This window comes from Coleofasciculus sp. D1-CHI-01, assembly GCF_040218875.1.
In the GTDB taxonomy this organism is placed as follows: Bacteria; Cyanobacteriota; Cyanobacteriia; order Cyanobacteriales; family Coleofasciculaceae; genus Coleofasciculus.
The window spans coordinates 1-24,318 of the sequence record NZ_JAVJQP010000085.1; the positions used below are offsets into that span (position 1 = coordinate 1).

18 protein-coding genes and 1 pseudogene are annotated in these 24,318 nt (G+C 45.6%); 9 read left to right on the forward strand and 10 right to left on the reverse strand.

Annotated features, from left to right (window positions below):
- Positions 1–221 precede the first annotated feature (221 nt).
- Complete coding sequence (locus tag RIB93_RS15530; RefSeq protein WP_446373641.1) at positions 222–1,370, reverse strand: hypothetical protein; 1,149 nt, start codon at positions 1,368–1,370, stop codon at positions 222–224.
- A 604-nt stretch (positions 1,371–1,974) separates the two neighbouring features.
- On the opposite strand from RIB93_RS15530, the gene RIB93_RS15535 reads away from it, so the two are divergent.
- The 3 genes from RIB93_RS15535 (at position 1,975) to RIB93_RS15545 (ending at position 3,613) form a co-directional block, all read left to right on the forward strand.
- Complete coding sequence (locus RIB93_RS15535; RefSeq protein ID WP_446373657.1) at positions 1,975–2,181, forward strand: hypothetical protein; 207 nt, start codon at positions 1,975–1,977, stop codon at positions 2,179–2,181.
- A gap of 389 nt (positions 2,182–2,570) precedes the next feature.
- A complete protein-coding gene (locus tag RIB93_RS15540) occupies positions 2,571–2,909 on the forward strand; it encodes an MOSC domain-containing protein (RefSeq protein ID WP_446373642.1) in 339 nt (112 codons plus the stop codon).
- 53 nt (positions 2,910–2,962) lie between these two features.
- Complete coding sequence (locus RIB93_RS15545; protein ID WP_446373655.1) at positions 2,963–3,613, forward strand: Uma2 family endonuclease; 651 nt, start codon at positions 2,963–2,965, stop codon at positions 3,611–3,613.
- 38 nt (positions 3,614–3,651) lie between these two features.
- On the opposite strand, the gene RIB93_RS15550 is transcribed toward RIB93_RS15545, so the two are convergent.
- From RIB93_RS15550 to groL, 4 genes are all read right to left on the reverse strand, one after another.
- Positions 3,652–4,071, reverse strand: coding sequence for an MAPEG family protein (locus tag RIB93_RS15550; protein WP_446351647.1), 420 nt, complete (start codon positions 4,069–4,071; stop codon positions 3,652–3,654).
- Positions 4,072–4,117: 46 nt separating this feature from the next.
- Positions 4,118–4,732: a hypothetical protein gene (locus RIB93_RS15555; RefSeq protein ID WP_446373643.1), complete on the reverse strand. Its 615-nt coding sequence runs from the start codon at positions 4,730–4,732 to the stop codon at positions 4,118–4,120.
- Between the two features lie 282 nt (positions 4,733–5,014).
- Complete coding sequence (locus tag RIB93_RS15560) at positions 5,015–7,684, reverse strand: CHAT domain-containing protein (RefSeq protein ID WP_446373644.1); 2,670 nt, start codon at positions 7,682–7,684, stop codon at positions 5,015–5,017.
- A gap of 280 nt (positions 7,685–7,964) precedes the next feature.
- Complete coding sequence (groL, locus tag RIB93_RS15565) at positions 7,965–9,638, reverse strand: chaperonin GroEL (RefSeq protein WP_446373645.1); 1,674 nt, start codon at positions 9,636–9,638, stop codon at positions 7,965–7,967.
- Between the two features lie 412 nt (positions 9,639–10,050).
- Between groL and RIB93_RS15570 the strand changes: the two genes are divergently transcribed.
- Positions 10,051–10,395, forward strand: coding sequence for a hypothetical protein (locus RIB93_RS15570; RefSeq protein WP_446373646.1), 345 nt, complete (start codon positions 10,051–10,053; stop codon positions 10,393–10,395).
- A 19-nt stretch (positions 10,396–10,414) separates the two neighbouring features.
- Here the strand turns inward: RIB93_RS15570 and RIB93_RS15575 are convergent, their stop codons facing one another.
- Both RIB93_RS15575 and ligA read right to left on the reverse strand, forming a co-directional pair.
- Complete coding sequence (locus RIB93_RS15575) at positions 10,415–10,621, reverse strand: hypothetical protein (protein ID WP_446373647.1); 207 nt, start codon at positions 10,619–10,621, stop codon at positions 10,415–10,417.
- Entirely contained in the window at positions 10,606–12,636 is a 2,031-nt protein-coding gene (gene ligA, locus RIB93_RS15580; protein WP_446373648.1) for an NAD-dependent DNA ligase LigA, read from the reverse strand. The genes RIB93_RS15575 and ligA overlap by 16 nt, the downstream gene beginning before the upstream one ends.
- A gap of 243 nt (positions 12,637–12,879) precedes the next feature.
- Here ligA and RIB93_RS15585 point away from each other — a divergent pair, with 243 nt between their 5' ends.
- From RIB93_RS15585 to RIB93_RS15600, 4 genes are all read left to right on the forward strand, one after another.
- Positions 12,880–13,470 (forward strand): DUF6940 family protein, encoded by a 591-nt coding sequence (locus RIB93_RS15585; protein WP_446373649.1) that lies wholly within the window; start codon positions 12,880–12,882, stop codon positions 13,468–13,470.
- 389 nt (positions 13,471–13,859) lie between these two features.
- Positions 13,860–14,696 (forward strand): Uma2 family endonuclease, encoded by an 837-nt coding sequence (locus tag RIB93_RS15590; protein ID WP_446373650.1) that lies wholly within the window; start codon positions 13,860–13,862, stop codon positions 14,694–14,696.
- 227 nt (positions 14,697–14,923) lie between these two features.
- Positions 14,924–16,138 carry a DUF4336 domain-containing protein gene (locus RIB93_RS15595; protein WP_446373651.1) on the forward strand — a complete coding sequence of 405 codons (1,215 nt, stop codon included), beginning with the start codon at positions 14,924–14,926 and terminating at the stop codon, positions 16,136–16,138.
- A gap of 143 nt (positions 16,139–16,281) precedes the next feature.
- On the forward strand, positions 16,282–16,725 hold the full coding sequence (locus RIB93_RS15600) for a nuclease A inhibitor family protein (protein WP_446373652.1): 444 nt from the start codon (positions 16,282–16,284) through the stop codon (positions 16,723–16,725).
- A gap of 1 nt (position 16,726) precedes the next feature.
- Here the strand turns inward: RIB93_RS15600 and RIB93_RS15605 are convergent, their stop codons facing one another.
- The 3 genes and pseudogenes from RIB93_RS15605 to RIB93_RS15615 form a co-directional block, all read right to left on the reverse strand.
- Positions 16,727–17,536, reverse strand: a complete 810-nt coding sequence (locus tag RIB93_RS15605) for a DNA/RNA non-specific endonuclease (RefSeq protein WP_446373656.1) — start codon at positions 17,534–17,536, stop codon at positions 16,727–16,729.
- Positions 17,537–17,800: 264 nt separating this feature from the next.
- Positions 17,801–18,094 (reverse strand): annotated as a pseudogene (locus RIB93_RS15610) (FHA domain-containing protein); the annotation flags it as partial.
- Between the two features lie 137 nt (positions 18,095–18,231).
- A complete protein-coding gene (locus RIB93_RS15615) occupies positions 18,232–20,163 on the reverse strand; it encodes an AAA-like domain-containing protein (RefSeq protein ID WP_446373653.1) in 1,932 nt (643 codons plus the stop codon).
- 328 nt (positions 20,164–20,491) lie between these two features.
- Between RIB93_RS15615 and RIB93_RS15620 the strand changes: the two genes are divergently transcribed.
- Positions 20,492–23,305, forward strand: a complete 2,814-nt coding sequence (locus RIB93_RS15620) for a HEAT repeat domain-containing protein (protein WP_446373654.1) — start codon at positions 20,492–20,494, stop codon at positions 23,303–23,305.
- Positions 23,306–24,318 lie beyond the last annotated feature (1,013 nt).

A 24,318-nucleotide genomic window follows, 5' to 3' on the forward strand; every position in this document is an offset into this window, starting at 1 on the left:
CGTTGTGAAATCGGTTCACTTTCATAGATATCGATAATTTTCTTACGGAAGTCTAAAGAATATGGTTTCAAACCGATGAATCCTCGCTTGAGCAAAAGTCCTACCCTAAATGTACCTCATCAGCGTGGGAAATGCTGTATATATTTTTTCGATTTTAATTTTTTATGCCTTCCTAATTCTCTCAGTCAGGATCTGCCGAATGTAGGATCTAAAGTGACAGCCTAGTTAGGGCAGCGATATCGAACAACGTTGGTTTTGCTATCGGTTAAGGCTGAGCGATCGCTCGATAGCTTAAAAGAATTCGTTTCGGTCCAGGTTTCTCCCTCGCTGGAGTACTCAGCCGTCACCGACATCTCCAGGTCTCCTTTGGTAACAACCTCCAACACGGGGCCTCCCGTTTCATAAAATTCGATTCGGTTAAGCCCGATACGCAGCCGCCCGTCGCTGGTTGGTATGTCGCAGAGCTCTAAGTCGTCCCACAGGCCCTGGAACTGCATGGGAATCACGCTCTGTACCTGCGCCACTGGACTGCTATCAGCCGGCGTTGCGGCTTCAACTGAGGAAGAGGGTTGGATGTCCCAGTCCCCAACTTCTAGCTCAGAGCCACCGTAGGTAATCACCGAAAGCGATTGCTGCTCACCTGGATGTATAAACTCAAATGAGCACTGACCTGCACCGGTACCGGCGCAGGCCGCAACTTCTGTAAAGCCAGCATCGTAAGCCATACGCTCGACACCGTAAGGACCGGGATCTGGCGCTTCTACGGGAATCCAGCCCTTCTGAAGGAGCCGAGCGCGAGCATCGGCGTACTGCATTCCTTCTATTTCTTCTAAATCGATCAGCAGGTTGTTAGTATCTTCACCCGCGTCATGAATCATGGTGACAGGCTCATTCACTAAAAAGTGTTCATCCAGACTGACTTGTAGGTGCTGCGGATCAATACTGTAGTACTTGAAATCATCGAAAGCAACATAGTTTTCTGCCTCTCTGGAGATTAACGGCAGCGTAATCCTCGTCATCCTGCTGCCGTTGTGTTTGCCAATTCCCACAAAGAATCCCTGGGGATGCTCAACCGTTCCTGAACAAATATAGATATTGTGATTTTGGGTTTCAAAATGACGCTCAACTAATTGCTGCTGTGGGCAAACATTGGCATTTTGAGCGATGTCGGTTGAGGAAGACTGATCTGGCTGTGGAGCGATTGGTTTTTCGGCCACCACGGTTTCCTCAGAGGCGCTGCTAGCGGCGGTATCAGAAGGCGGATCGGGAACATCTGCAGCAGCACAGCTAATCACTAGAGGTACCAGGCCTAGACAGGCGATCGCTGTTTTATTTGGCTTCAACCAGACATGGATTAAGAGATCTAGCATTTTTGTTCAGGTGCAGTTTTATGTAGAGGGCGGCTCAGGACTACTGGGCAGACAGGCTGAATCAGTCATTTCTAGGCAGACCCAGGCTGAACTGATTGCGTTTGGATCAAGATTTAGAGCATCAACTGGCCGGCGCTTTGGTTTAGTCCCAATTTGTCTTCATCAGCTTTCCCATTTACGGGCTTCAGGCTGCAATGATGAACAACTCCATCGAATCTTGATAGAGTGTTCCCACATTGTCGGCTAACTATATATTAGACGGAATTTTTCCATATAACACCCCTTATAAGGATGTTATACGGATTTACCTGCCTATTATGACCACGCCACCGCCGAACGCCACCGCAGAGGAAACTACTAGATGTAGTCCGAGCAGAACAAAAAAGTTCACCGATAATGACAATATTCACATCAAAATTGCGCCGGTTGTCGAATCGTCGTGTAGAGCAACTTAGGAATAACCATAAGCCGACTGAAATAATATTCAGTTACCTCAAAAATCATTTAGTTGTCATGGAAGCCGAAAACTTAAGAAGTATTGGGAATAGCTTGAATTCTGGAATGAGCAATAGCTAAAATCTCTTGATAAGGACAAGAATTAGATATGGCAATAACAACCGTTTCCCCCATTAAGCCAGTTACACTCAAATCCGGAATGCGCGTTCGATATCAACATTGGTCTGGCATCCTATCATCCCAAAACTCTAAAGGATGGTTTGTTATCTGGGACAGTGTAGATTCTTTTACCCAAAAGCAATATGGTCTACCACCTGCACAACCAATCCATCCTGATGTACTTCATCGCATCTAATTGAAACCTTAATCCCAAACTAGCGGATCGCTTTGTTCTTGTACCTGCTACTTTTTCCATTTGCCTGTTCACTAATGGCAAAATTGAGGATTAATGCAGGCAAAGTTAGACATTCGCTATCACTCCTTGCCTGAAAACCACACATCTAGCCTGGACTCCAGACACGAACCTTCGATCTACACCCTCAATCTGGGACTTCTTCAACAGTTGCTTCTATAGCACTGGGAAGTGTTTTACGTATTTTGCGATCGCGGGTACAGTACCAGGAATTAGGTTGGTCAAAGTGCTTGTATGCCGCCGAGTTATTTTTACATAGGAATTCAAACACGTCAGGAAAATTTACACTTTTTTACACGTATTTCTTGCTGTGTAAGAATCTTGGCTTTGCCGTGGCGGTCTATCTTTATGAACAACGTCCACCTGTTCCCATGAATCGATTTCGCCCCAATTTAGTGGTTTCTGGTTGTGAAGCCTATGCTGAAGACAGTTGGCGTCAAATTCGCATCGGTGCAATTCCCTTTCGCGTGGTTAAACCTTGTTCCAGATGTATAATTACCACGGTGGATCAATCTCAGGGTACACCAGGCAAAGAACCGTTAGCGACACTGGCAAACTATCGGCAGCGGAATGGGAAAATCTTTTTTGGGCAAAACGTGATTCAAGAACAGTTGGGAACACTTCGGGTAGGGGATGAGGTGGAAATTAAGCGTTTTGGTGAAAGGATTTGACGGCATTTGTACGTTAAGCTAATGGAAAGCCACAGATGCTGAACATTTTAGATATGGTCAATCCACCACCCGTTCTATCCACTGTTGCTACCGATACTTGGGTAGAAGCAAACTGGGAAGATTTTCTCACCTTTGCAGATGATCCCACTTTAGCCAGTGGTAGGTTTTATTATGATCAGGGCTACATGAGGATTGAAATGTCTCCACTCGGTTCGGCACACGGTCAGGACAACTCCATTCTCTCTACGGTGATTGTCTTATATGCCACCATTAAAAATATTCCCATCAAAGAACTAACGAATACCAGCTTCAGAAAAGCCAGATTGCGAGAATGCCAGCCAGATATTGCCTTCTACATTGGTAAAAATACCACCTTTCCGCCTCATACTAATGCACCCGTCAACTTGAATGAACTTGATCCCCCAACGCTAGTGGTTGAAATTGCCGCTTCATCTTTGGAGGATGACACAGAGCGCAAACAAAAACTCTATCAACGTCTAGGAGTACGAGAATATTGGGTTGTCAATGTCAATGCTGGTAAAATAATCGCTTATTCTCTGGGAGCAACAAACGCTGAATTGGTTCGAGAATCTCAAGTCTTGCCGGGACTAGCGATTGATTTAGTTGAAGAAGCTCTACAACGTTCTAAAACTGAAGATGACGGCGCAGTTAGTCGTTGGTGGTTAAGGACTATTAGTGTTTAATGCGGTAAAAGTATGGGAGAGCCGATTAATTTATCAAATTATACTCCAAAAGGGGTATTGATGAACAATTTAATAATTCCCACTAAAGCACCGATTAGCAGGACAAGAAGAGAGAGAGAATTAATTCCAAAACCAATACCGCGTTTTTCCGCCGCTGTATAGTAACCCCAGGCATAAATAATTCGCCCAATCACCCAAACTGCACCAATTCCCGCCCCCCAAATTGGACTAACAAACAGAGAGAATAACCATAAACTGGGTAAAAATAGGAGCAATTGTTCTGACGTATTTTGTTGCACGCGAAACACACGCTCAAAATTAACATCTCCTGAGATTTGAGGTGCAGGTACATTATATTTTGCCCTGGCTCGACCCACATTGATCGTGAGAACAAAGTAAACCAAAAGAGTGGCAATGGTGGCTAAAGCGGGGAAAATCAGTGGTTTCAGTTCAATCATCGTTAACTCCAATGGCTGATTAGGAAAAATATTTTTTTGTTGCTGATTACATTTTACTGATTTCTTCGATAAAATCAACCGCTCCTTTCGGAGATAAAAGTTTGCAGTAATGTTTATAGCTCAACGCCTCGAACAAGAAGTTGTCCGTCCTCAAATAAGGAGTCTCTAAACTATAGGATTTATTGTTAATCTTTTGCCAAACAAGTTCGGCACGAGACCAGGTAAATCCGGTTAACTTTTGGCTTTCCCGATAATCTATAGTGATATCGGCGGCTTGATAGGCGTTTTTGATAAGATCATCAACATAATTGTATGCCCAGTTTAACGCCAGTTCGTTCATTTTTGAGTTAGATTGATGTTCCCCTAGAGAGCGAAACCCTAAATTAGCCGCATCAATGCGATGAGCGGTATTGATTTTGCACCAAATCTGTTCGTAATCCGCGTTAACCTCATTCACTGAAGGAAAATACGTGCTGGTGTAGATTTTGCCATTTTCCACCGTTGGCTTACTTTCCAGAAACTTGTCCAAACGGGTATAGATAGTATTGACGACATTGTTTGAATTAATCGCATCGCGATGATAGTTTTCTATTATCCGTTGAGCGTAGATACACCAATTTGTTCTGGCTTCTTCAAGAGTGGATGCTTCAATTTTAGACATAGAATTAACGCCAATACTGCTTGGATAAGACTGATCTCCCCTAGCCCACCTTTAAGATCCCCCTCTTCCCGATTAGATCCCCCTCTTCCCGATTAGATCCCCCTTCCGTCCCCCTTTTGATCCCCCTTCCGTCCCCCTTCAAAAGGGGGAGACCAGAGGATGCTTCGCTTTTTATTCCATGGGGGAGACCAAAGGATGCTTCGCTTTTGTTTCATGGGGAAACCAAATGACGAATGACAAATGACAAATGACAAATGACAAATGACGAATGACAAATGACAACTATAACCAATTCCCCACCAACACAAACGGTGCCCAGTATACCGGATTTTGATACTTTTTTTCCTTTAGTAAAGAAACTTGAACGCGGCGCAGGGCTTCGGCTTTCGTCAACGTTTTGTCGGTTAATTCTTGATAAAAACGAATCATCAAATCAGCCGTAGCCGCATCATTAACAAACCATAGCGTCGCCAAGGTACTACGCGCCCCCGCCCTTACTGCTACACCTGCTAATCCTAACGCCGCCCGTTTATCTCCTGTTGCAGTTTGGCAAGCACTGAGTACCAATAATTCAATGGGTTGGCGATCGCCTCCGGCTCTGGTTTGCAATAAGGTGTTAAGTTGATTGATGTTGAGGCGATTATCCCAGGTGAGAATAAAGGTATCTTCCAGTTTAGAACTAAACTGACCATGGGTGGCGAGGTGAACCACAGGAAAGGGTACGGAATCAATTGCCTGTTCAATGGCGGTTGTGGTAAACTCTTGATTCAGTAGCAGTTGACCGGACACTTGAGCTTTAATTTGCTGCAATTCGATTTCCACAAATGGTAAGGGAGGTAAACCTTGGCGCGATTCGGAAAGCCCGCCTGTGAATGCATAAATGTCGCCTCTTGTCAAGGGTTTGGGGTCTAAAAGTTGCAGTCCCGGCGTATAGGCGATCGCATACTTTTCAATCAGAAACTGGTTCCCATCATGGAGAACCGCCATGGGTAGATTTAGCAGGGGACTATCCAAGACAAAAACGAGGGTTTTCGCGCCGCTGGCGGCTAAGTCTGACTCAATCGGGCGAATTAACCAATCATAAAGCTGTTGGGCTAGGGGTAAGTATTCCTCAGATGTCGCCCTAGGATTTCCCCCCATCACCAAAATTTGCGCCCGGAAAATGTTTTGCAAGGATTCAGGGATAGTAATAGGCTGTCCACGCTTGGGTTCGACACTTAGGGGAGAAATCGCGGTTCGCAGTTGGTTAAATAGATTGGAGTCTTTCCCTTGCAATCTTGTCCCGAAATGACGCAGAGGTGCATCGGGTAAGGATACTACCACATCCAAGCGATCGCCTAATACAATCGGGTAAATTACGGCTGCATTTTGATCCACTTCATCAATCACAATCCGGTTCGCATTTAAGCAATCTTCCCGGAAGAAATTGACTAATTCGGCTTGTTGCAGCGATTCGATCACATCGCGGGCTTGGGCTAAATCGTTTTGATCCGGATTATCGGTGGGTGAGGATAATAATAATCGCACCAATTCCCGATAAATTGGTTCCACGCGATCGCGGAACGAGAATTGCACCTGAGAATTAATACTCACCAAATCCCGACGTAAGGATTCTAGGGTATTTACTGCCGCATTATACGCCGCGATCGCACCGTCTCGTTTTCCCTGTGCTTTCAGCAGTCGTCCTAATTGCCACTGCCAAGTATAAGCAATATCGGGGGCGTTAATCGACTGGGCAATTACTAACGCTTGTTCGGTTAAGTCTTGCGCTTCTTTCCATTGTTGAGTTTGTTCATAAAGCGCCCCTAATTGCCCCAAAGCGAGAGACTGGCTGCGGTTGTCGCCAAGCTGTTTGGCTTGTTCCACAGCTACCGCCAAAGACTGGGCTATCTCTGAGGTTTTAGCATAGTCCTGAGATTGAAGTGTCATTAGCGAACCCGCTAAATTAATTCGCGCTTCTATTGCAGTACGAGACGCCGGGAGTTGACTAATTTGATTTTGCAACGATTGAATAAATGCTGGATCAGCAGAGAGGCTGGGTGTTGCAACGATGAGACTGAGTTGATTGAGTTGCGCTTGAATCCGAGTTGAGGAGTCACCTAAAATCGGATCAGCGGCTTGTTGATAATAATTGAGCGCGGCTTCAATTTCTCCTTGCGATCGCGCCGTATTTCCTAATCCCAGAAAGGCAGCACTAATCTGTTCGGGAGATTGAATCACTTGAGCCACTTGTAAACTTTGGGTTAATCGTTTTTTGGCATCATCCATTGTCCCGACTAAGCGCAGTACATTTCCTAACCGTCTCAAGCCAATCGCCTTTAGCGCCGAATCGGGTTGTTGTTGTAATCGAGGTTCAATTTGTTGCAAACTATCCAGGGCGCGGCGATACATTCCTGCCAATTGTAAGGCTTGAGCTTGATTAATTTGACTGTGCAGTAAACCGACTTCATCCTCGGTTTGAGTATAGCTATTGACCGCCGTGGTAAAACTATCTAGGGCGGCTTCTAGATTCCCTTGTGCCAAATACAATTGTCCTTGAACATTAAACGCCGCTCCTTGTAATGTCCAGGCGTCAGGGGTTTGGGCATTGTCGAGAAGTTGTAAGCTAGTGGTAATCGTATCCTGGGCATTCTGCCACTGTCCTAATTGTTGATAAGCTAAGGCTAAATTGGTCAATGTCATGGCTTGCCGTAATCTATCTCCCTGTGATTGGAAAGCATCGGCAGCTTGTTGTAACAGATTAATGGCGTCTGTGTACTGTCCGGCGTCGTAGTGAGTTTTCCCCTGTTGCGCCATCGTTTGCGGAGAAATCGAAGGTTGTGCGATTGGGGGAAGAGTCGCTTGAGTAGCCGGGAGGTGAGTCAGGGTTGTGACACAGAAGGTTAAGACAGCCAGGAGAAGGTAAATTCGGCTAATTTGGCGTTTAATCAGTTGTCGAAGGATTGGGAACATCACCCACGCCTCATCCTGTTTCAAGGGTTAGACTTTCGGACTATATCTCAATTATCCTCATATTCGCTACTTAGGGTCTGCTGAATAAGTTTTGTGGTGAAGGGAGGGAACAGGGAACACCTCGGCTTCGCTCGGTGTGTAACAGGGAAAAATGTCCTAACCTGTCTTGGTACTGCCACATAGGGCGGTGAGGATGTCAATTTCTGCCTTGTAGCCAAAAAAGCAACCTGTCCAACTAGACAGGCTGCTTCGGTCATGAACTATAACAGAGGGGTGAGGACTACATCATGCCCATGCCGCCCATGCCACCCATGCCGCCCATGCCGCCCATGCCGCCCATGCCGCCCATGCCGCCCATGTCAGGCGCTGCGGGTTGCGGCTCAGGTTTCTCGACAACTAGGGCTTCGGTGGTTAGAACCATCCCGGCAATGGAACCTGCATTCTGAAGTGCTGAACGCACAACCTTAGCGGGATCGAGAATACCAGCAGCAATCAAGTCTTCCAGCTTGCCAGTTGCGGCATTGTAACCTACATTGCCTTGGCTCTCTCGCACTTTCTCGACAATCACTGCACCTTCAACCCCGGCATTATCTGCCATCTGACGCAGAGGGGCTTCTAAGGTTTTGGCGACAATATCCGCACCGATTTTCTCTTCAGCATCCAGGTTAGCTTTGATGCCATCAACTTTGGAAATTAAGCGAATCAACGTGGTTGCACCGCCAGGAACAATCCCTTCATCGATCGCGGCTTTGGTGGCATTCAGGGCATCCTCAATCCGCAGCTTGCGATCTTTGAGTTCCGTTTCTGTGGCTGCACCGACTTTAATTACCGCTACACCACCTGCAAGTTTAGCAATCCGCTCTTGCAGTTTCTCTTTATCGTAGTCAGAATCGGTTTCCTCAAGCTGTTTGCGGATTTGGGCAATGCGCTTCTCCACTTCTGGCTTGGTTTCACCACTGGCGACAATAGTGGTTGAGTCTTTGTCAATTGTGATTTTGCGTGCCGTTCCCATCATCTCAGTAGAAGCACTATCTAAGCTGAGACCAATTTCTTCGGAAATTAACTGACCCCCAGTCAGAACCGCAATATCTTGCAGCATCTGCTTGCGGCGATCGCCAAATCCTGGCGCTTTGACGGCGGCGACGTTGAGAACTCCCCGCGCTTTGTTTACCACCAAGGTGGCTAAGGCTTCCCCTTCCACATCTTCAGAAATAATCAGTAGGGGTTTGCTGGCACGGGCAACTTTTTCCAGGATGGAAACTAATTCTTGGATGTTATTAATTTTTTTATCAGTAATCAGGATATAGGAATCTTCAAATTCCACGGTCATCCGTTCCTGATCGCTGACAAAGTAGGGGGAGAGGTAACCCCGGTCAATTTGCATCCCTTCCACGACTTCTAGTTCAGTGGAGAGCGATTTTGACTCTTCTACGGTAATTACGCCATCCTTGGTTACCTTGTCCATCGCCTCGGCAATCATTTGCCCGACTTCCTCGTCGTTCCCGGCGGAGACAGTGGCGACTTGCGCGATCGCATCGCCAACGACGGGTTGAGCCATGGACTCAATTTCTTTAACCAGATGATTAATGGTTTTCTCAATTCCTCGACGTACAGCAACCGGATTAGCACCAGCCGCAACGTTTTTGAGTCCTTCCCGAATCATCTCCTGTGCCAGAACGGTAGCGGTTGTGGTACCATCTCCAGCAATTTCTTTGGTCTTGGATGCGACTTCTCGAATCAGTCGCGCCCCCGTATTCTCTAAGGGGTCTTCTAGTTCAATATCTTGGGCGACGGTGATACCATCGTTAACAATCTGGGGAGCGCCAAAGGACTTCTCTAGCAGCACATTCCGCCCTTTGGGTCCAAGGGTAATCCGGACGGCATCTGCTAAAGCATTAACTCCTCGTTCTAAGGCTCGCCGTGATTCTTCGTTAAACGAAACGATTTTTGCCATAGGGTTCCCAATACTTGCTCGTTACTCCATTAGCAAATTTAGCACTCTTGTAACGTGAGTGCTAATTCGGGAGCGGTTCGGTTATTACGGCAGGAGGCAGGAGGCAGGAGGGTAAGAGGTTGTGTGGATTCAGCGCTGAAACTCAGTCCCCATTAGGATAGAGAGAGTTGAGTTGCTTTTTAATCGTTATGACAGAAACCAAACCTCTTGACGAAATTACAGCGCTTCGCGCTGTCATGAAGTACAGGAAGTAGATCAAAGTCCCCCTTTTTAAGGGGGATTTAGGGGGATCGACAATGTACCGCATAGCAGAGCAAACTGCTGTATTCAACGACTGGATGCCCTTTCTCTAGAGCAGTTGTTAGAGGCTAGGATAAAAATCGATAGTTTGATTCAATCAAAATATACCTTAATGAAATCAAAAGATTTATTGAATATCGAGAATATTCGTAAGGATAATATTCCAGTATCTCTTTATCGAGATCTTTGTCGAGATATTTTGGCAAAACTTGAAAAAATAACTGATTCAGCCTATAAAATCTCGAAAATATCGAACTATCCAAGTGTTAATTATAGCCTGAGTTCCATTGACCAATCTTCACTCCCAAAAACAGAAGATGATTCCCTAAAGGATGTCATCGAACTGGTCAATGGCTGGATGGCTGATGAGTCGGGATACGACGAAGAAACCTATCCTCAAATTGAGGCGGGTCTGAATCAGAAGTTTGGGATTGGGAGCAAGCGCTCCAAGACTTAAGCTAAAGTTTATCAATTCGTCATTCGTCCTTTATCGGTGAGGAGGGCGGGTTTTGTTGTTCCGTTAGTGGTGAGGAGGGCGGGTTTTGTTGTTCCGTTAGTGGTGAGGAGGGCGGGTTTTGTTGTTCCGTTAGTGGTGAATAGCTGAATTTAGCCCCTAAACCCGCCCCTACAATTGTCCCTAAACCCGCCCCTATAATTGAATTATTACCTATCCCTTCAACCATTGTAAAAGGTCAGATTCGCTGATCTGTTGAATCCCTAATTCTTGTGCCTTTTCTAATTTAGATCCGGCATCTTCTCCAACCAGCACATAGTCCGTTTTAGAACTTACCGAACTGGTCACTTTACCGCCAGCTTTTTGGATTAATTCTTTTGCCTCATCTCGCTTCAGTGTGGGTAATGTTCCGGTAATCACAAAGGTTTTTCCCTGCAACCGTTGAGATGTTGCTTCCGCAGACTCTTCCTTTGGTTCACCCGCCAGTTGCAAATTTGCTTCTCGCAGTCGATTGATTAAAGTCTGATTGCTGGGAACTCGAAACCAATCATAAACTGATTGGGCTATTTCTGATCCAATTCCATAGACGCTTTCAATATCAGTAACACTGGCGGCGGCTAGTTGGTCTACAGAGGGAAACTGTTGCGCTAAAATTTGAGCATTTACCGTACCCACATAGCGAATCCCTAAACCATAGAGAACTCGTGACCAGGGTTGAGTTTTGGATTGTTCAATTTGATTAATTAATTTCTGAGCTGATTTTTCACCCATCCGTTCTAAATCGGTTAATTGATCTAGAGTGAGTTGATAAAGATCAGCAACGGAATGGACTAAACCCGAATCGACTAGCTGATTCACCAGCTTTTCTCCTAACCCGTTGATATCCAATGCACCACGACTTGCCCAGTGGTTGAGTGAACCTTTGACAATTGCGGGACAAGACGCATTAATACAGCGCGTTACCGCCTCCCCTGGGGGACGCACGACGGGTTGATGGCACACCGGACAATCAGTAGGCATTTGTACGGGTTTAGCTTCCGGTGGACGTAATTCGGGAAGTACGCGCACGACTTCAGGGATAATTTCCCCAGCTTTGCGAACAATCACGGTATCACCGAGATGCAGATCTAATTCCTTGATGCGATCGCGGTTATGTAATGTCGCCCGTGAAACCGTTGTCCCGGCTAGCTGTACGGGTTTGAGTTCGGCGACTGGGGTTAATGCGCCCGTTCGTCCCACCTGAACTGTAACATTTTGCACCAGTGTAGGGGATTCTTCGGCGGGATACTTGAGTGCGATCGCCCATCGGGGAAACTTTTGGGTAAAGCCTAATTGTTCTTGCAGCGAAAATGAGTTCAGCTTCACCACCACCCCATCCGTCATGTAGGGTAAACCACGCCGTTGACTATCCCAATATTTATAATACTCCTCCACCTCTGCCAGAGAGGAGCAACGTTTCCGATTTGGATTCACCCGGAATCCCAAATCCCGCAGGAATTCCAACGCCTCCCATTGAGACTTGAGAGTTGGTACGGTTTCCCGTTCCTTTGATCCAGGAAGATGTAACGTATAGGCAAAGAAATCCAACTGTCTGCGATCGACGATTTTCGGATCTAATTGGCGCAACGTACCCGCCGCCGCATTCCGAGGATTAGCAAATAACGCTTCCCCGGCGGCTTCTCGTTCCCGATTAATCCCTTCAAACACATCCAAAGGCAAAAACGCCTCGCCTCGCACTTCTACAATTGGCGGTGGTGTTTCCGTATTTAACCGTAAAGGAATCGAACGAATCGTGCGAACATTCTGAGTAATATCTTCCCCCGTGACACCATCGCCGCGTGTAACTCCCCGCACCAATATACCGTCTTTATACGTGAGTGCGATCGCACAACCATCAATCTTCAGTTCACAGACATACTCAACATCCTTGACATCCGGTGCATAACGTTGCCATCGTTCTTGCCACTTCGCCAACTCCTCTAAATTAAACGCATTCTCTAAACTATAAAGGGGGATATTATGGCGAACCGAGGAAAATTCTGATGTAGGTTTTTCGCCCACGCGCTGCGTCGGACTATCCGGCGTCACTAACTCCGGATACTGGCTTTCTAAGTCTTGCAGTTCCCGATAGAGTTGGTCATAGACAGCATCCTCCATGATGGGATTATCGCGGACATAATAGGCATAACTCGCTTGTTGCAGAAGATTTCGCAGTTCTTGAACCCGCTGTTTAACATTAGTCATTTGTCCTTCGTCCTTCGTCCTTCTATAAAGTCTTTTTCCCAATACTTCCAATCCCTCTGCGTCCCTCTGCGTGAACCTCTGCGTCCCTCTGCGTTGAAAAATTACATAAACTTGGACATTTACCTGCACTGAAAAACATCCACAACTCATCCATTAATTTAACTTATTTTCAATCAAATTAAACAGTTATACTGAGTAAGTAAGCGACTTATCTAATCATCAAGCAAAATACCGAATCTCTCAATGTGGAAATCATCCATCGAATCACTCAACAAGGGTCGAATACAGAAGATTTCGCTTCTGTCTAATAATAACCCAATCCTTTACTCAGACATCATTCAGCTATGGCAGCATAACCCGGATTTTCGGACATTCTTCATTTCCCTACTCGCCGATGCTCCATTTTCCGCCTTTTTCTGGGAAACTCCGCCTATCACCGACGCGACAGTAAACCAGGTATTCGAGTTTGTTCTCGTCAATAGTCCATCCCTGGCAAATGTACAAGCTAATCCCAGTGATTTTACCCGCCATTTTGCCGCCGCAGGTGAGAACGAGTCAATTGTGACATTCCCGAATCTGGGAAAGGATGCGTTGCTGGTTGTGCCTTGTCCGCAAGCCTCTATGTCTCCATACTGCCATCTGGCGGCGTTTATGCGTGACGCACCTGAACATCAGCAGCACGCCTTGTGGCAAAATGTGGGGTCAGCGTTAGAACAACGACTAAATCCGCGTCCTACCTGGGTAAGCACCTCCGGGTTAGGGGTGTATTGGTTGCATATTCGGCTAGATTCACGCCCGAAGTATTACACGTACCAGCCCTACAAAGTTATTTAAATTTTACCCTGACATAAGACATGAAGACCAAAAGCATCTGTCACCTAACAGATAAGAACCTAAGAGTGATTGTGTAGGGGCGACCCGCTTGTATCAATTAACAACACCAATCCACTGAATAGACTCGGGTCGCCCTTTAATTGTCTTGCGTTTAGTCTAAACTGAAATAATTACCGATATTTGATGCAGGGCGACCCGATAAAATTAATCGGTGGGCGGTGTTAATTTGGTGCGGCGGGTCGCCCCTACAAGGTGTATTTTATGATGATTGATAACCCTTGCTTACCTGACTACTATGATTAAGCCCAAACATTGTGTCACACTATTCAAATATAAGTGCCAGACCAACCCTGAAATTGAGTAGATTCTCTGTTACCTGTGATTAAGACATGACTCAAACTAAAATTGATTTACCCCCTGCCTTTCCTGACCATACTCAACTACCTGAATCTGATGGCACCTTTGTGAAAAATTTCCAAGAACATCCTCAAAGCCTAATTTTGACCGATTCCATTGGTCCAGTTTTGCAGCAACTTCATCCTGATGGTGACTACGCTATTGGACAAGACTGCGGTATCTACTGGCGCGAAACCGAACCCCCAGAAAAAGGTGCAGAGGCTCCTGATTGGTTCTATGTTCCCAATGTTCCCCCATTACTGAATGGTGAAATCCGTCGTTCTTATGTTCTCTGGCGGGAATTGATGGCACCAATGATTGCCTTAGAATTTGCCAGTGGCAATGGAGACGAGGAACGAGATGCTACACCCTTATCCGTTTCCGCTGAAGGAGAAACCACTAAACCCGGTAATTTCTGGGTTTATGAACGGATTATTCGCATTCCTTACTATGCCATTTTTGAAGTCAAAACTAGAAAACTAGAGGTTTATAATTGGCTGAATTTTTCTTATCAAAAACTGCAACCGAATGAACGGGGTCACTATCCAATTACGCCCTTAGGAGTAGAACTGGGACTTTGGCACGGCACCTATCAAAATCAAACTCAATATTGGCTGCGTTGGTGGGATAGTGAAGGCAATCTTTTGTTAATTGGTGAAGAACGCGCCCAATTAGAACGTCAACGTGCCGAACAAGAACGTCAACGCGCCCAAATAGAACGCCAACGTGCTGAACAAGAACACCAACGCGCCGAACAAGCCGAGCAAAAAGCGGCAAGATTGGCGGAACGATTAAGAGCCATGGGCATTGACCCGGATTCAGAAGAGTAGTGGCGTGGCACACCTTAAGTGATGGATTAGAATTACGGAAAAGAAACCGTAGGGGCGCAAGGCTTGCGCCCTTCCCGATACCGCATCAGACGGGAAATTACGATAAAACATTTCCCGTCGATGGCGTACAGCGTTTTGGTGGGGGCGCTTCCAGTTGTAGAATAATAGGGGAAATTTCCCGCCCAACAGGTTGAGTCTTCAGAAAATACAGGAGGAACAAACCGCAGATGCAGGAACACCAGGGTCATCCGAGCATCCATTCTCAAGACGAGTCATGGTCGCTTTGGTTTCCTGTACCCCTGTATCCTTATGGCAAACGACGCACTATCCGTGTGGAAGTAGTCAAGGATAGGATTTGGACGTTTGACCAGATTCAGGGGATTCTCTATGTGGTTGTCCCGATTCGGATGACGGTGATTAAGCTGGATGCTGGAGGGCTGTTGATTTATGCGCCTGTTGCACCTACCCCGGAATGTATCCGATTAGTTCAGGAATTGGTGGCAGAACATGGTGAGGTAAAATATATCATCCTGCCCACGGTGTCGGGGATTGAGCATAAAGTGTTTGTCGGTCCCTTTGCCCGAAAGTTTCCCAACGCCCAGGTGTTTGTGACGCCGCACCAGTGGAGTTATCCGGTGAATTTGCCCCTGAGTTGGCTGGGGTTTCCCAGGAAACGGACTCATGTTTTACCCGCCGATAGTCGCCAAACGCCTTTTGCTGATGAATTTGATTATGCTTTACTCGGTCCAGTGAATCTGGGATTGGGACCCTTTGCCGAAGTGGGATTTTGGCACAAGCGATCGCGCACGCTTCTGGTGACGGATACTATCGTTAGTGTACCCGAAGGTCCCCCTGCGATCGCGCAACTTGATCCCTATCCGTTATTATTCCACGCTAGAGATCATACCTTGGATATCGTTATCGATAATCCGATGACTCGCCGCAAGGGATGGCAACGCATCTCACTGTTTGCATTTTACTTCCGCCCCAGCGCCTTGGATACGATACCCTTAACTCAGGCGTTACGGGAGGCGAGAAAGGCACCGGATTGGTCAAAGCAAGCCTATTTCGGTTTATTTCCCTTCAAATGGAAACCCGGTTGGCAGAAATCCTTTGACGCCTTGCGGGGAAATGGACGTCCCTTTGTTGCGCCAATTCTGCAAACTCTGATTTTGAACCGCGCCCCGAAAGAAACGTTTAACTGGGTGGAGAAGGTAGCCAGTTGGGAGTTTGAACGGATTATTCCCTGCCATTTGGAGGGGTCAATTGCGGCGAATCCAGATCAGTTTCGCCAAGCGTTTAGGTTCCTGGAACCGGATTTAAAGGACAGTAAAAATGGCGGGAATCAATACAATTATCCGTTGCCCGATAATGATTTTGAACTGTTACGGCAAATCGAAGAAACCCTAAAGCGGCGGGGGATTTTACCACCCGTTTCCTAGATACGATGAAGCAAGGGAGGGAGCATCTTTTGTAGGGGCGGGTTTTACCACTAACGTTTCGTTTTCACCCTGATATAACTAAACCCGCCCCGACCTAACCATTCAATTATCAAAAATGACGAATGACGAATGACAAATAACGAATGACAAATGACGAATCCAGTCATTTAGCTTTAATATTGTGTGCAAATAGAACAGTGAATGCCATCGACCAACTAAAGAACAGTTCAGAGGGTTTACTCTGGATAAGCGAAGCCAATTACCCATTGGAGGTTTTTACCTGGGACAATATAGATATTCTCACCCCAGCGCTGGTGTTAGAACGTACTGGCTATCCACCGGATACACCCATTGAAATCCAAACACTGGATCAGTTTTTCGCCTCAGTGACCACAGAGGAAAATTGGCACAACGAAGCAGAAAAAGCTCAGGTCAAGCGATATCAAGCCTTGGAACAAACCCTCTCAGATTGTCTCACCGATATTCAGGTTTACCGTTTAGGGAGTACCACAATTGATATCTACATCGCAGGTAAAACAGCACAGGGGACGGTGGCAGGTCTTTCAACCAAGGTAGTAGAGACGTAGCTTACCCGTTGTCGAGTCGGCTCTCAATCTCATCCTGGATCGAAGTAGGGACATTCGATAGAAAATTATAGCCTGTCGCTGCTTCCACCCTGTCAACGGATACTCGATAGTCTCGCCAGTTCATTCCAGCAACTTTATCCGAATTGGGTATCATCACCGCAATCAGCCGAGTGTTGCTCGTTATTCCATGAACACCCTGACCTGGACGATCTAACACCGCAATCACTTTCCAGGTCTGCTGTGGCACTGTTATCTTACCCTGAAGTGTTCCCTGTGAGCCTACACCCCCAGCAATTATGTAGAGTTCCTTACCCTGATAGACCAACTCTCGTGAATACTCTTCCAGTTCTCGCCATACCTCCCGATTATTCTGTGGAGCTTGGGGAATAATGTTCGTCATTACGAACGTAGCACTGTTATCGTCTGGAGTGTGAGTGCGATCGCCAGATGGTACTATATGTCCCCGATCATAGCCGCTGCCTATGTAGTCATTTGGTCGCACCTGATACCATCCGGACGGCAGCGCAGTGTCAGGGCGAAAGTCGTTGCTTCGCTCAACACTGCCTAACCAACTCTGATTTAACTGCCAGCTTACCCAATTGGAAATCCCTTGGCTGTTGTTATAGGACAGCGCATACTGCGGCTTTTCCATCAGGTAGTTGTTAGGATTATTCGGGTTGGAAGTCGCATTACTAGGATTGCCCAGAGTGAGGTGAACGCTAGGGTTCAGATCCTGCAATAGCAGAGCAATGAACCAACTGATCGCAAACAGGGCAATTAACAAGACTCCCACTCTAGTACCCCTGCCCATTCGCCCCCTGATTAATTGTCTAAAAAAGGATATAATGCTGTTAAAAATAGACTTCAGATTGCTAAAAATTAATCCTAGAATATTGAATCCCGATGTCTTTTGCTGGTTGGATTGACTCGTGGATTGGTAAGCAGACATCGACACCGTAGGGTTCGGAGCTGATGTTTGTCTGTCGTTGCTAAATTGAGAACGGCTAACCGCCACAGATGTTCGCTTTGCTTTTTGAAATAAAAAGGTCAACAGCTCGTCTTTGCCCAGGTCTATTCTGTCTCCCCAACGAAGCTGATAGGGGGTGAATGGCGTCAGGGGTGAATGATTTAGAAATGTTCCATTCATGCTTCCCAAGTCTTCGATAAAGTAAGCATTTCCCTGAATCTGAATTTCAGCATGAGAGGAGGATGCAATCTCAGAGTTGGGCAGATTTGAAATATCAATATCAGGCGACCAATTAGGATTCGGTTTTCCGATACGAATTCTCGTCAACTTCTCTGGTATCTGAATCAGAGTGGAGGTCTGGATGTGAAACAGTCTGAGTGGTGTTGAGCTAGGGGTTTGCATTGTTTATATCACTATTCTTAAGTTAATTAAATTTTATATTGAGTCACAATTAATTGAGTCAGGGCGGGTTTAATTACATTGGGGTGAGTTCAGAAAGGATAGTCATGAAACCCGCCCCTAAATTTCGCCAAACTATTCTATTCTTCAACGCTGATTTGATATAATAACATGGGTTCGTCAATTCCTTTTAAGAGGCGATGTTCACTATCGGTAATGTTTAAGGTGAGGTGGTTTTTCACGGCTTCATACACTATCCAGGAAATACAAATCCTACCGGGTTTTGCCTGAGATTGTAACCGGGCGGCAATATTGACGCCATCTCCTTGTACATCGGTTCCATTGAAGAAAACATCGGCTAAGTGAATACCAATGCGATGCTGTAATACTTCCTCATTGGGTAATCCTCTGGCGGCGAGGGAGAGGTTTTTTTGAATGGTTTGGGAACAATTAACGGCTTTGACGGCGGAGACAAAGTACATGAGTAATCCATCGCCCATGGATTTGAGAACTTCTCCTTCAAATTGATGGCATAATTTGGTCATTAGTTTTAGGTCACGATGGATGGCGGCTAGGGTAGGTTGTTGGTTTTCATGCTGTTTTTGGGTGGAGTCTTTGATATCGGTAAAGACAATAGCGGCTAGGACATTATCTCCTAGAGAACGGGGAATAATTCTGCCTCGGTATTCCTTGGTTATTTGGCTTTTAGGCTTTTCTGGATGCAGGCGTTCGCGGAAATACTGGCGGTATAAATCATTGCGAATACTCACCTGATTTCCCATGAGATAGACTAATCCCATACTATTCAGTTTAAACGCGATCGCGCCTTTTAGCTGCACCGGGCGATCGGCTTCCAGGATTTGGGTTAGGGCGTCGGCTAAGTCGGGATGTTTCTCTAAATTCCAGCGATGTAAGCGCAAATGATCCGCATAGATTCCGGTTTCGGTAGGGGCGTCTTCTAGGAGTTGGTTTAAGGTAATATCCTGACGGGCAATTTTATACAGGGCTAATCGGATCAAATGGGGATGTCCTCCCACCATTGCCATCAGTTGTTTGACATCATTCCAGGTGAAGTCTAATCCATAGCGTAGGGCTAAGTCTTGCACCTGATGGGCGTCAAATTCGGATAATTCAATCGGTAATCCGACATTAAAAGGGGATTGGTCGTTACTTAGGGGAATATAAACTTCTGTTCCATGGACAATAATCAGGCGAAAATTCTTCCAAATTTCATGTTGTTTTGCCTTTTCATGCCAAGCCCGGAGTAAGCCGAAAAAGTCATCGGCAACCTGTTCGTAATGAAAGATGCGGTCAACGGCATCGAGTCCTAAAGCTAAGGGACTTCTGAGTGTGGGTAATAGATATTTTTCAAAATAATTGGTACAGTTTTTTTTACTGCCCAAAAACTTACTCCAACGGTTTTCTAACTGAATCGGCAGGTGTAAGTCATCGGTAACAGTAGCACAAAACCATTGCAGGAATTGATTTAAATCCGCAAAGACTTCCCGTTCAGCTAACTCAAAGTTTAAGGCGACAGACTGACATCCTTGTCGTTCGGCGTGATATAGTAATCGTACCATTAGGGATGTTTTGCCCATTTGTCGCGGCGCTTTGATCCGAATCAAACTTCCCGGCTTACTAATTTCTTCATAGGCGCGAGATTCATCGGATGGACGTTCGACATAGCAGGGTGAGGCTAAATCAAGTTGTCCTCCGGGTAGTTCCCAGATGGGAGAGGGGAAGGTGGCTGTACTTACCGCCAGAGGTGGTGGGGGAGTCAGAGTCTCGGAGTTCTTGGTATCTGCGTCTGGCAATCCTTCGAGGATTAAACGTAACGTTTTAATCGTGACTCGTTTCCCGGTGACTTCAGACAACTGTTTCCATAACTTCGGCGCTAAATCGCGCTGGACGGTATTTTGGCTATAGCCCATGACTTGAATGGTTTTGAGTTTCTTGCCTGCTAAGGCTTGACTCAGGATAGTCTTTTGGGCTTCGTTAAGTACGCTTCCTGTCTTCTGGGCAATCCAATACTCGGCTAATTCGATCAGTCTTATGATCTCTGCATCTGCCATCTGGCATTCCAATTCATACCTCTGATGACCACGCTAGCATAAAACTGAACTTTCTGAATTTTTTGAATAATCCGAAGGTTCCCTTCAGTGAAAGTCCTGACTTTCCTGAATAAAACTGTTGAATAATTCGTGGATCAAGTTATTGATTTTTCGACCATTAAAGCATAATTGTATGGCGTTTCTGTCTTACAGGTGTAATATTAAGAGAATTTAGGCAAATTAGTGGCAGGGCGTTAACTGTAGAGGTAGGGCAGTGCCGTGTCCCTAGGATATGTAAATCTGATTCTCAAGTTATACTCGATACAAACTAGAGACGAATACGAACGTCATGGTGGATTGGTTTGTGGTTTGGGGTGTTTCTTCCCTGACTGGCTTTGTGTTTCGGGAAGTGTTAGCGCCTCTGGCGAAGGGAACGCTGGAAGATTACACGAAAGATTTTCTTAAGGATTGTATTCGCGATTTTTCCGGGCTTTTTGAGGATGATACGCTGAACACGGTTGTCGGGAAAGCCTTGAAAGAGTTTCTGGTGTTGGTACAGCAGGAGTTGGAAGATGCTGAGGTGTCGGAGGTGGAGGTGGAAGAGTATTCTCCGGCGTTAACTAAGTTTATCCACAATTCCTCGGTGAAAGGGATTCTGGGGAGTGGGTTTCAGGATGAGTGTTCGAGTTTGGATACGCAGGGATTGGGGAATCTATGGTATCAGCTTAACCTGCGATCGCTTCCTGAAGATTTTGATTGGGAACAGGTGGGGAAGCGGTATCTCAGAAAAGTCAAGGCGTTAATTCGGGAATCGCCTGAATTGCGGCAGATTTTGGATTCGCAGAAGTTGGAGGCGATCGCACGGTATACTCAGGAGTCTGCGGGAATTATACCAGAGTTCGATTTACGCCGCTATCAGGAGGGGTTACGGGAAGCGTATGGCAATCTGCGATTAGATAGTTTGGATACGACGGGCTGTGCTTATAATGCGCTGAAGTTATGGCGAATATTTATAGCACAAAACGTGCGAAAAGTCCATGACGTTTTGCCGCAAATTTATGAATTGCCGAAGGAACATCAGCAGCGATTGCGGGAGACGGATCAATTAGATTCAGAGTTTCAGTTCGGGGAATTCGAGCGTTATCAACGGGTGTATTCAGAAGCGCCGATACAGTCGGTTTTGGATGTAATTAATGATAAACGAAATTATCCCTATCTGGTAATTTTAGGTGATCCGGGTTCGGGGAAGTCTACGTTATTACAGTATTTGGCATTAATCTATGCCCAGTCGCCGCTACAGAATGCGATTTCCTTAGCGATTCCCATCTTAATTGAATTACGCACCTATATGCGGAATCGGGATTTAGGACAATGCCAGAATTTCTTAGAGTTTTTGCATCAAAGTAGTGGGGCGATTTATCATCTGAATCAGCATCAACTCCAGGAACAGTTAAAGGCGGGGAAGGTGTTGATGCTGTTTGATGGCTTGGATGAGGTATTTGATCCGGGGAAACGAGAGGATGTGATTACCGATATTCATCGCTTCACTAATGAGTATCCAGATGTGCAGGTGATTGTCACCTCTCGCGTGATTGGCTATAAGCCGCAGCGATTACGGGATGCGGAGTTTAATCATTTCCTGTTGCAAGAGTTGGATGAGAACCAGATACAGGATTTTATCTATCGTTGGCATGAATTAACCTTTACCGATGAGGTGGATAAGACTTGGAAGCGGGAACGATTACAACGGGCAATTGATACGTCAAAAGCGATTCATGAATTAGCCGGAAATCCGCTATTGCTGACGATGATGGCAATTTTAAATCGGCATCAGGAGTTACCGAGAGATAGACCGGAATTGTATCATCAAGCGTCACGAGTTTTACTGCATCAATGGGATGTGGAACGGGCGTTAATTGAGGATTACCGCCTTGATCCGAAGACGATTGATTATAAGGATAAGCAGGCGATGTTGCGCCGGGTGGCGTATTTTATGCAAGCCACAGAAAAGGGATTGGCGGGGAATTTGATTCGGGGGAAAGATTTAGAAGGGATTTTAACCGAGTATTTGAGAACGATAGATGTGAATCAGGCGCGGTTAGTGGCGCGGGTACTGATTCGTCAATTACGGGAACGTAATTTTATCCTCTGTTATTTGGGGGCGGATTATTATGGGTTTGTGCATCGGACGTTTTTGGAATATTTCTGTGCGTGGGAGTTTATTTGGCAGTTTAAGGAGACGCGACGGTTATCTCTGGAGGAGTTGAAAACAGAGGTTTTTGGCAAGCATTGGCGGGATGAGTCTTGGCATGAGGTTTTGCGGTTGATTGTGGGGATGATGGAGGAGTCGAGGTTTGCGGGGGAGATTATTGAGTATTTGATGAATCAGGAGGGTGAAGATGAGAAGTTTATGAATGTGTTTCTGGCGGCGCAGTGTTTGGAGGAGGTGAAGAATCGACAGGGGATATTGGAGATGGATAATAAATTGCTTGAGCGATTGAAGGAATTGACTCAGTATAGTTATATTTCCTATCTGTTTGAGTCTGATATAGACTTCGAGTATTTCAACCTAGTCAAAGAAATTCGTACCCAAGCAATTACTACAATTGCCACAATTTGGAAACAAGACCCAGATACTTTACCCTTGCTCAAGCAACTGATTCAATTTGATGATAATGGGATTGTCCGAGGTGCGGCGGTAGAGGAATTAGCCAGAGGATGGAAACAAGACCCAGATACTTTACCCCTACTCAAACAACGGCTTCAATCTGATGATTCTATGTTGATCCGAGGTGCAGCAGTACAGGAATTAGCCAGAGGATGGAAAGATGACCCAGATACTTTACCCCTGCTCAAACAACGAATTCAATCTGATGATGATGGGGATGTCCGACGTGCGGCGATACAGGAATTAGCTAGGGCATGGAAAGATGAGCCGTGGCTATTTGAATTATTGTACAATTGCACTATGAATGACCCTTTTCAACGTGAGAACAACTGGGAAGAAAACCCCCGGCAAATGGCACTTGAGGGAATCATCAAGCGGTATCCTGACCATCCCAAAACGCTAACTTTATTACGCGATAGAGCAGAAAATGATGCCGATGAGAAGTTGCGGGAGTTCGCCCAGAAGAAGTTAAAGCAGTTCACACAAAATCATTAAACGGGTGCGTCGCTAAAGCGATGACTACAAACGTTGAAACAGGTTGATCTCCTTGCACCTGTTCGATTAACCTGAATTGGGTTTAAACAAAGGGCGACCCGATAAAATTGAGGGGACGGGTGTTGTTCATTTATGCAGCGGGTCGCCCCTACAGGGGGTTAGATAATGTCGGGTCAAATATTTTTAACAAAAATGTGTTAAATTATTTTTTACCGCGTTTTAATTCTAGAAAATTATTAGGACATGATATTAATTTATTCGTCATCAATCATCTGTAGGGGCGGGTTTAGGGATTCAATTGAAAATGTCACCAATAAATGAACAATAAAACCTGTCCGGGTTCAAGATAAGACAACCCACCCCAATTTAGTAAAGGGCGACCCGATAAATTTGAGAGGATGGGGATTATTCATTTATGCAGCGGGTCGCCCCTACAATAGGTTATATAATTTCGGGTAAAATATTCTTAATAAAAATGATTTAAAGGTTTATTTTTATAGCCTTGTTATTCTAGAAAATTATCAGAACATACTATTAATTTATTCGTCATCGATATTTGTAGGGGCGGGTTTAGGGACTACATTGAAGGCGTCACCAATAAATCAACAACAAAACCCGCCCTCCCCACCGATAAATGAACAATAAAACCCGCCCTGATTCAAGATAAGACAACCCACCCCAATTTAGTAAAGGGCGACCCGATAAAATTGAGAGGACGAGTGTTGTTGATTTATGCAGCGGGTCGCCCCTACAATAGGTTATATTATTTCGGGTAAAATATTCTTAATAAAAATGATTTAAACCTTTATTTTTATAGGTTTGCGATTCTAGGCAAGTATCAGAACCTGATATGATTTTATTCGTCATCAATCATTTGTAGGGGCGGGTTTAGGGACTACATTGAAGGCGTCACCAATAAATCAACAACAAAACCCGCCCTCCCCACCGATAAATGAACAATAAAACCCGCCCTGATTCAAGATAAGACAACCCAACCCAATTTGGTAAAGGGC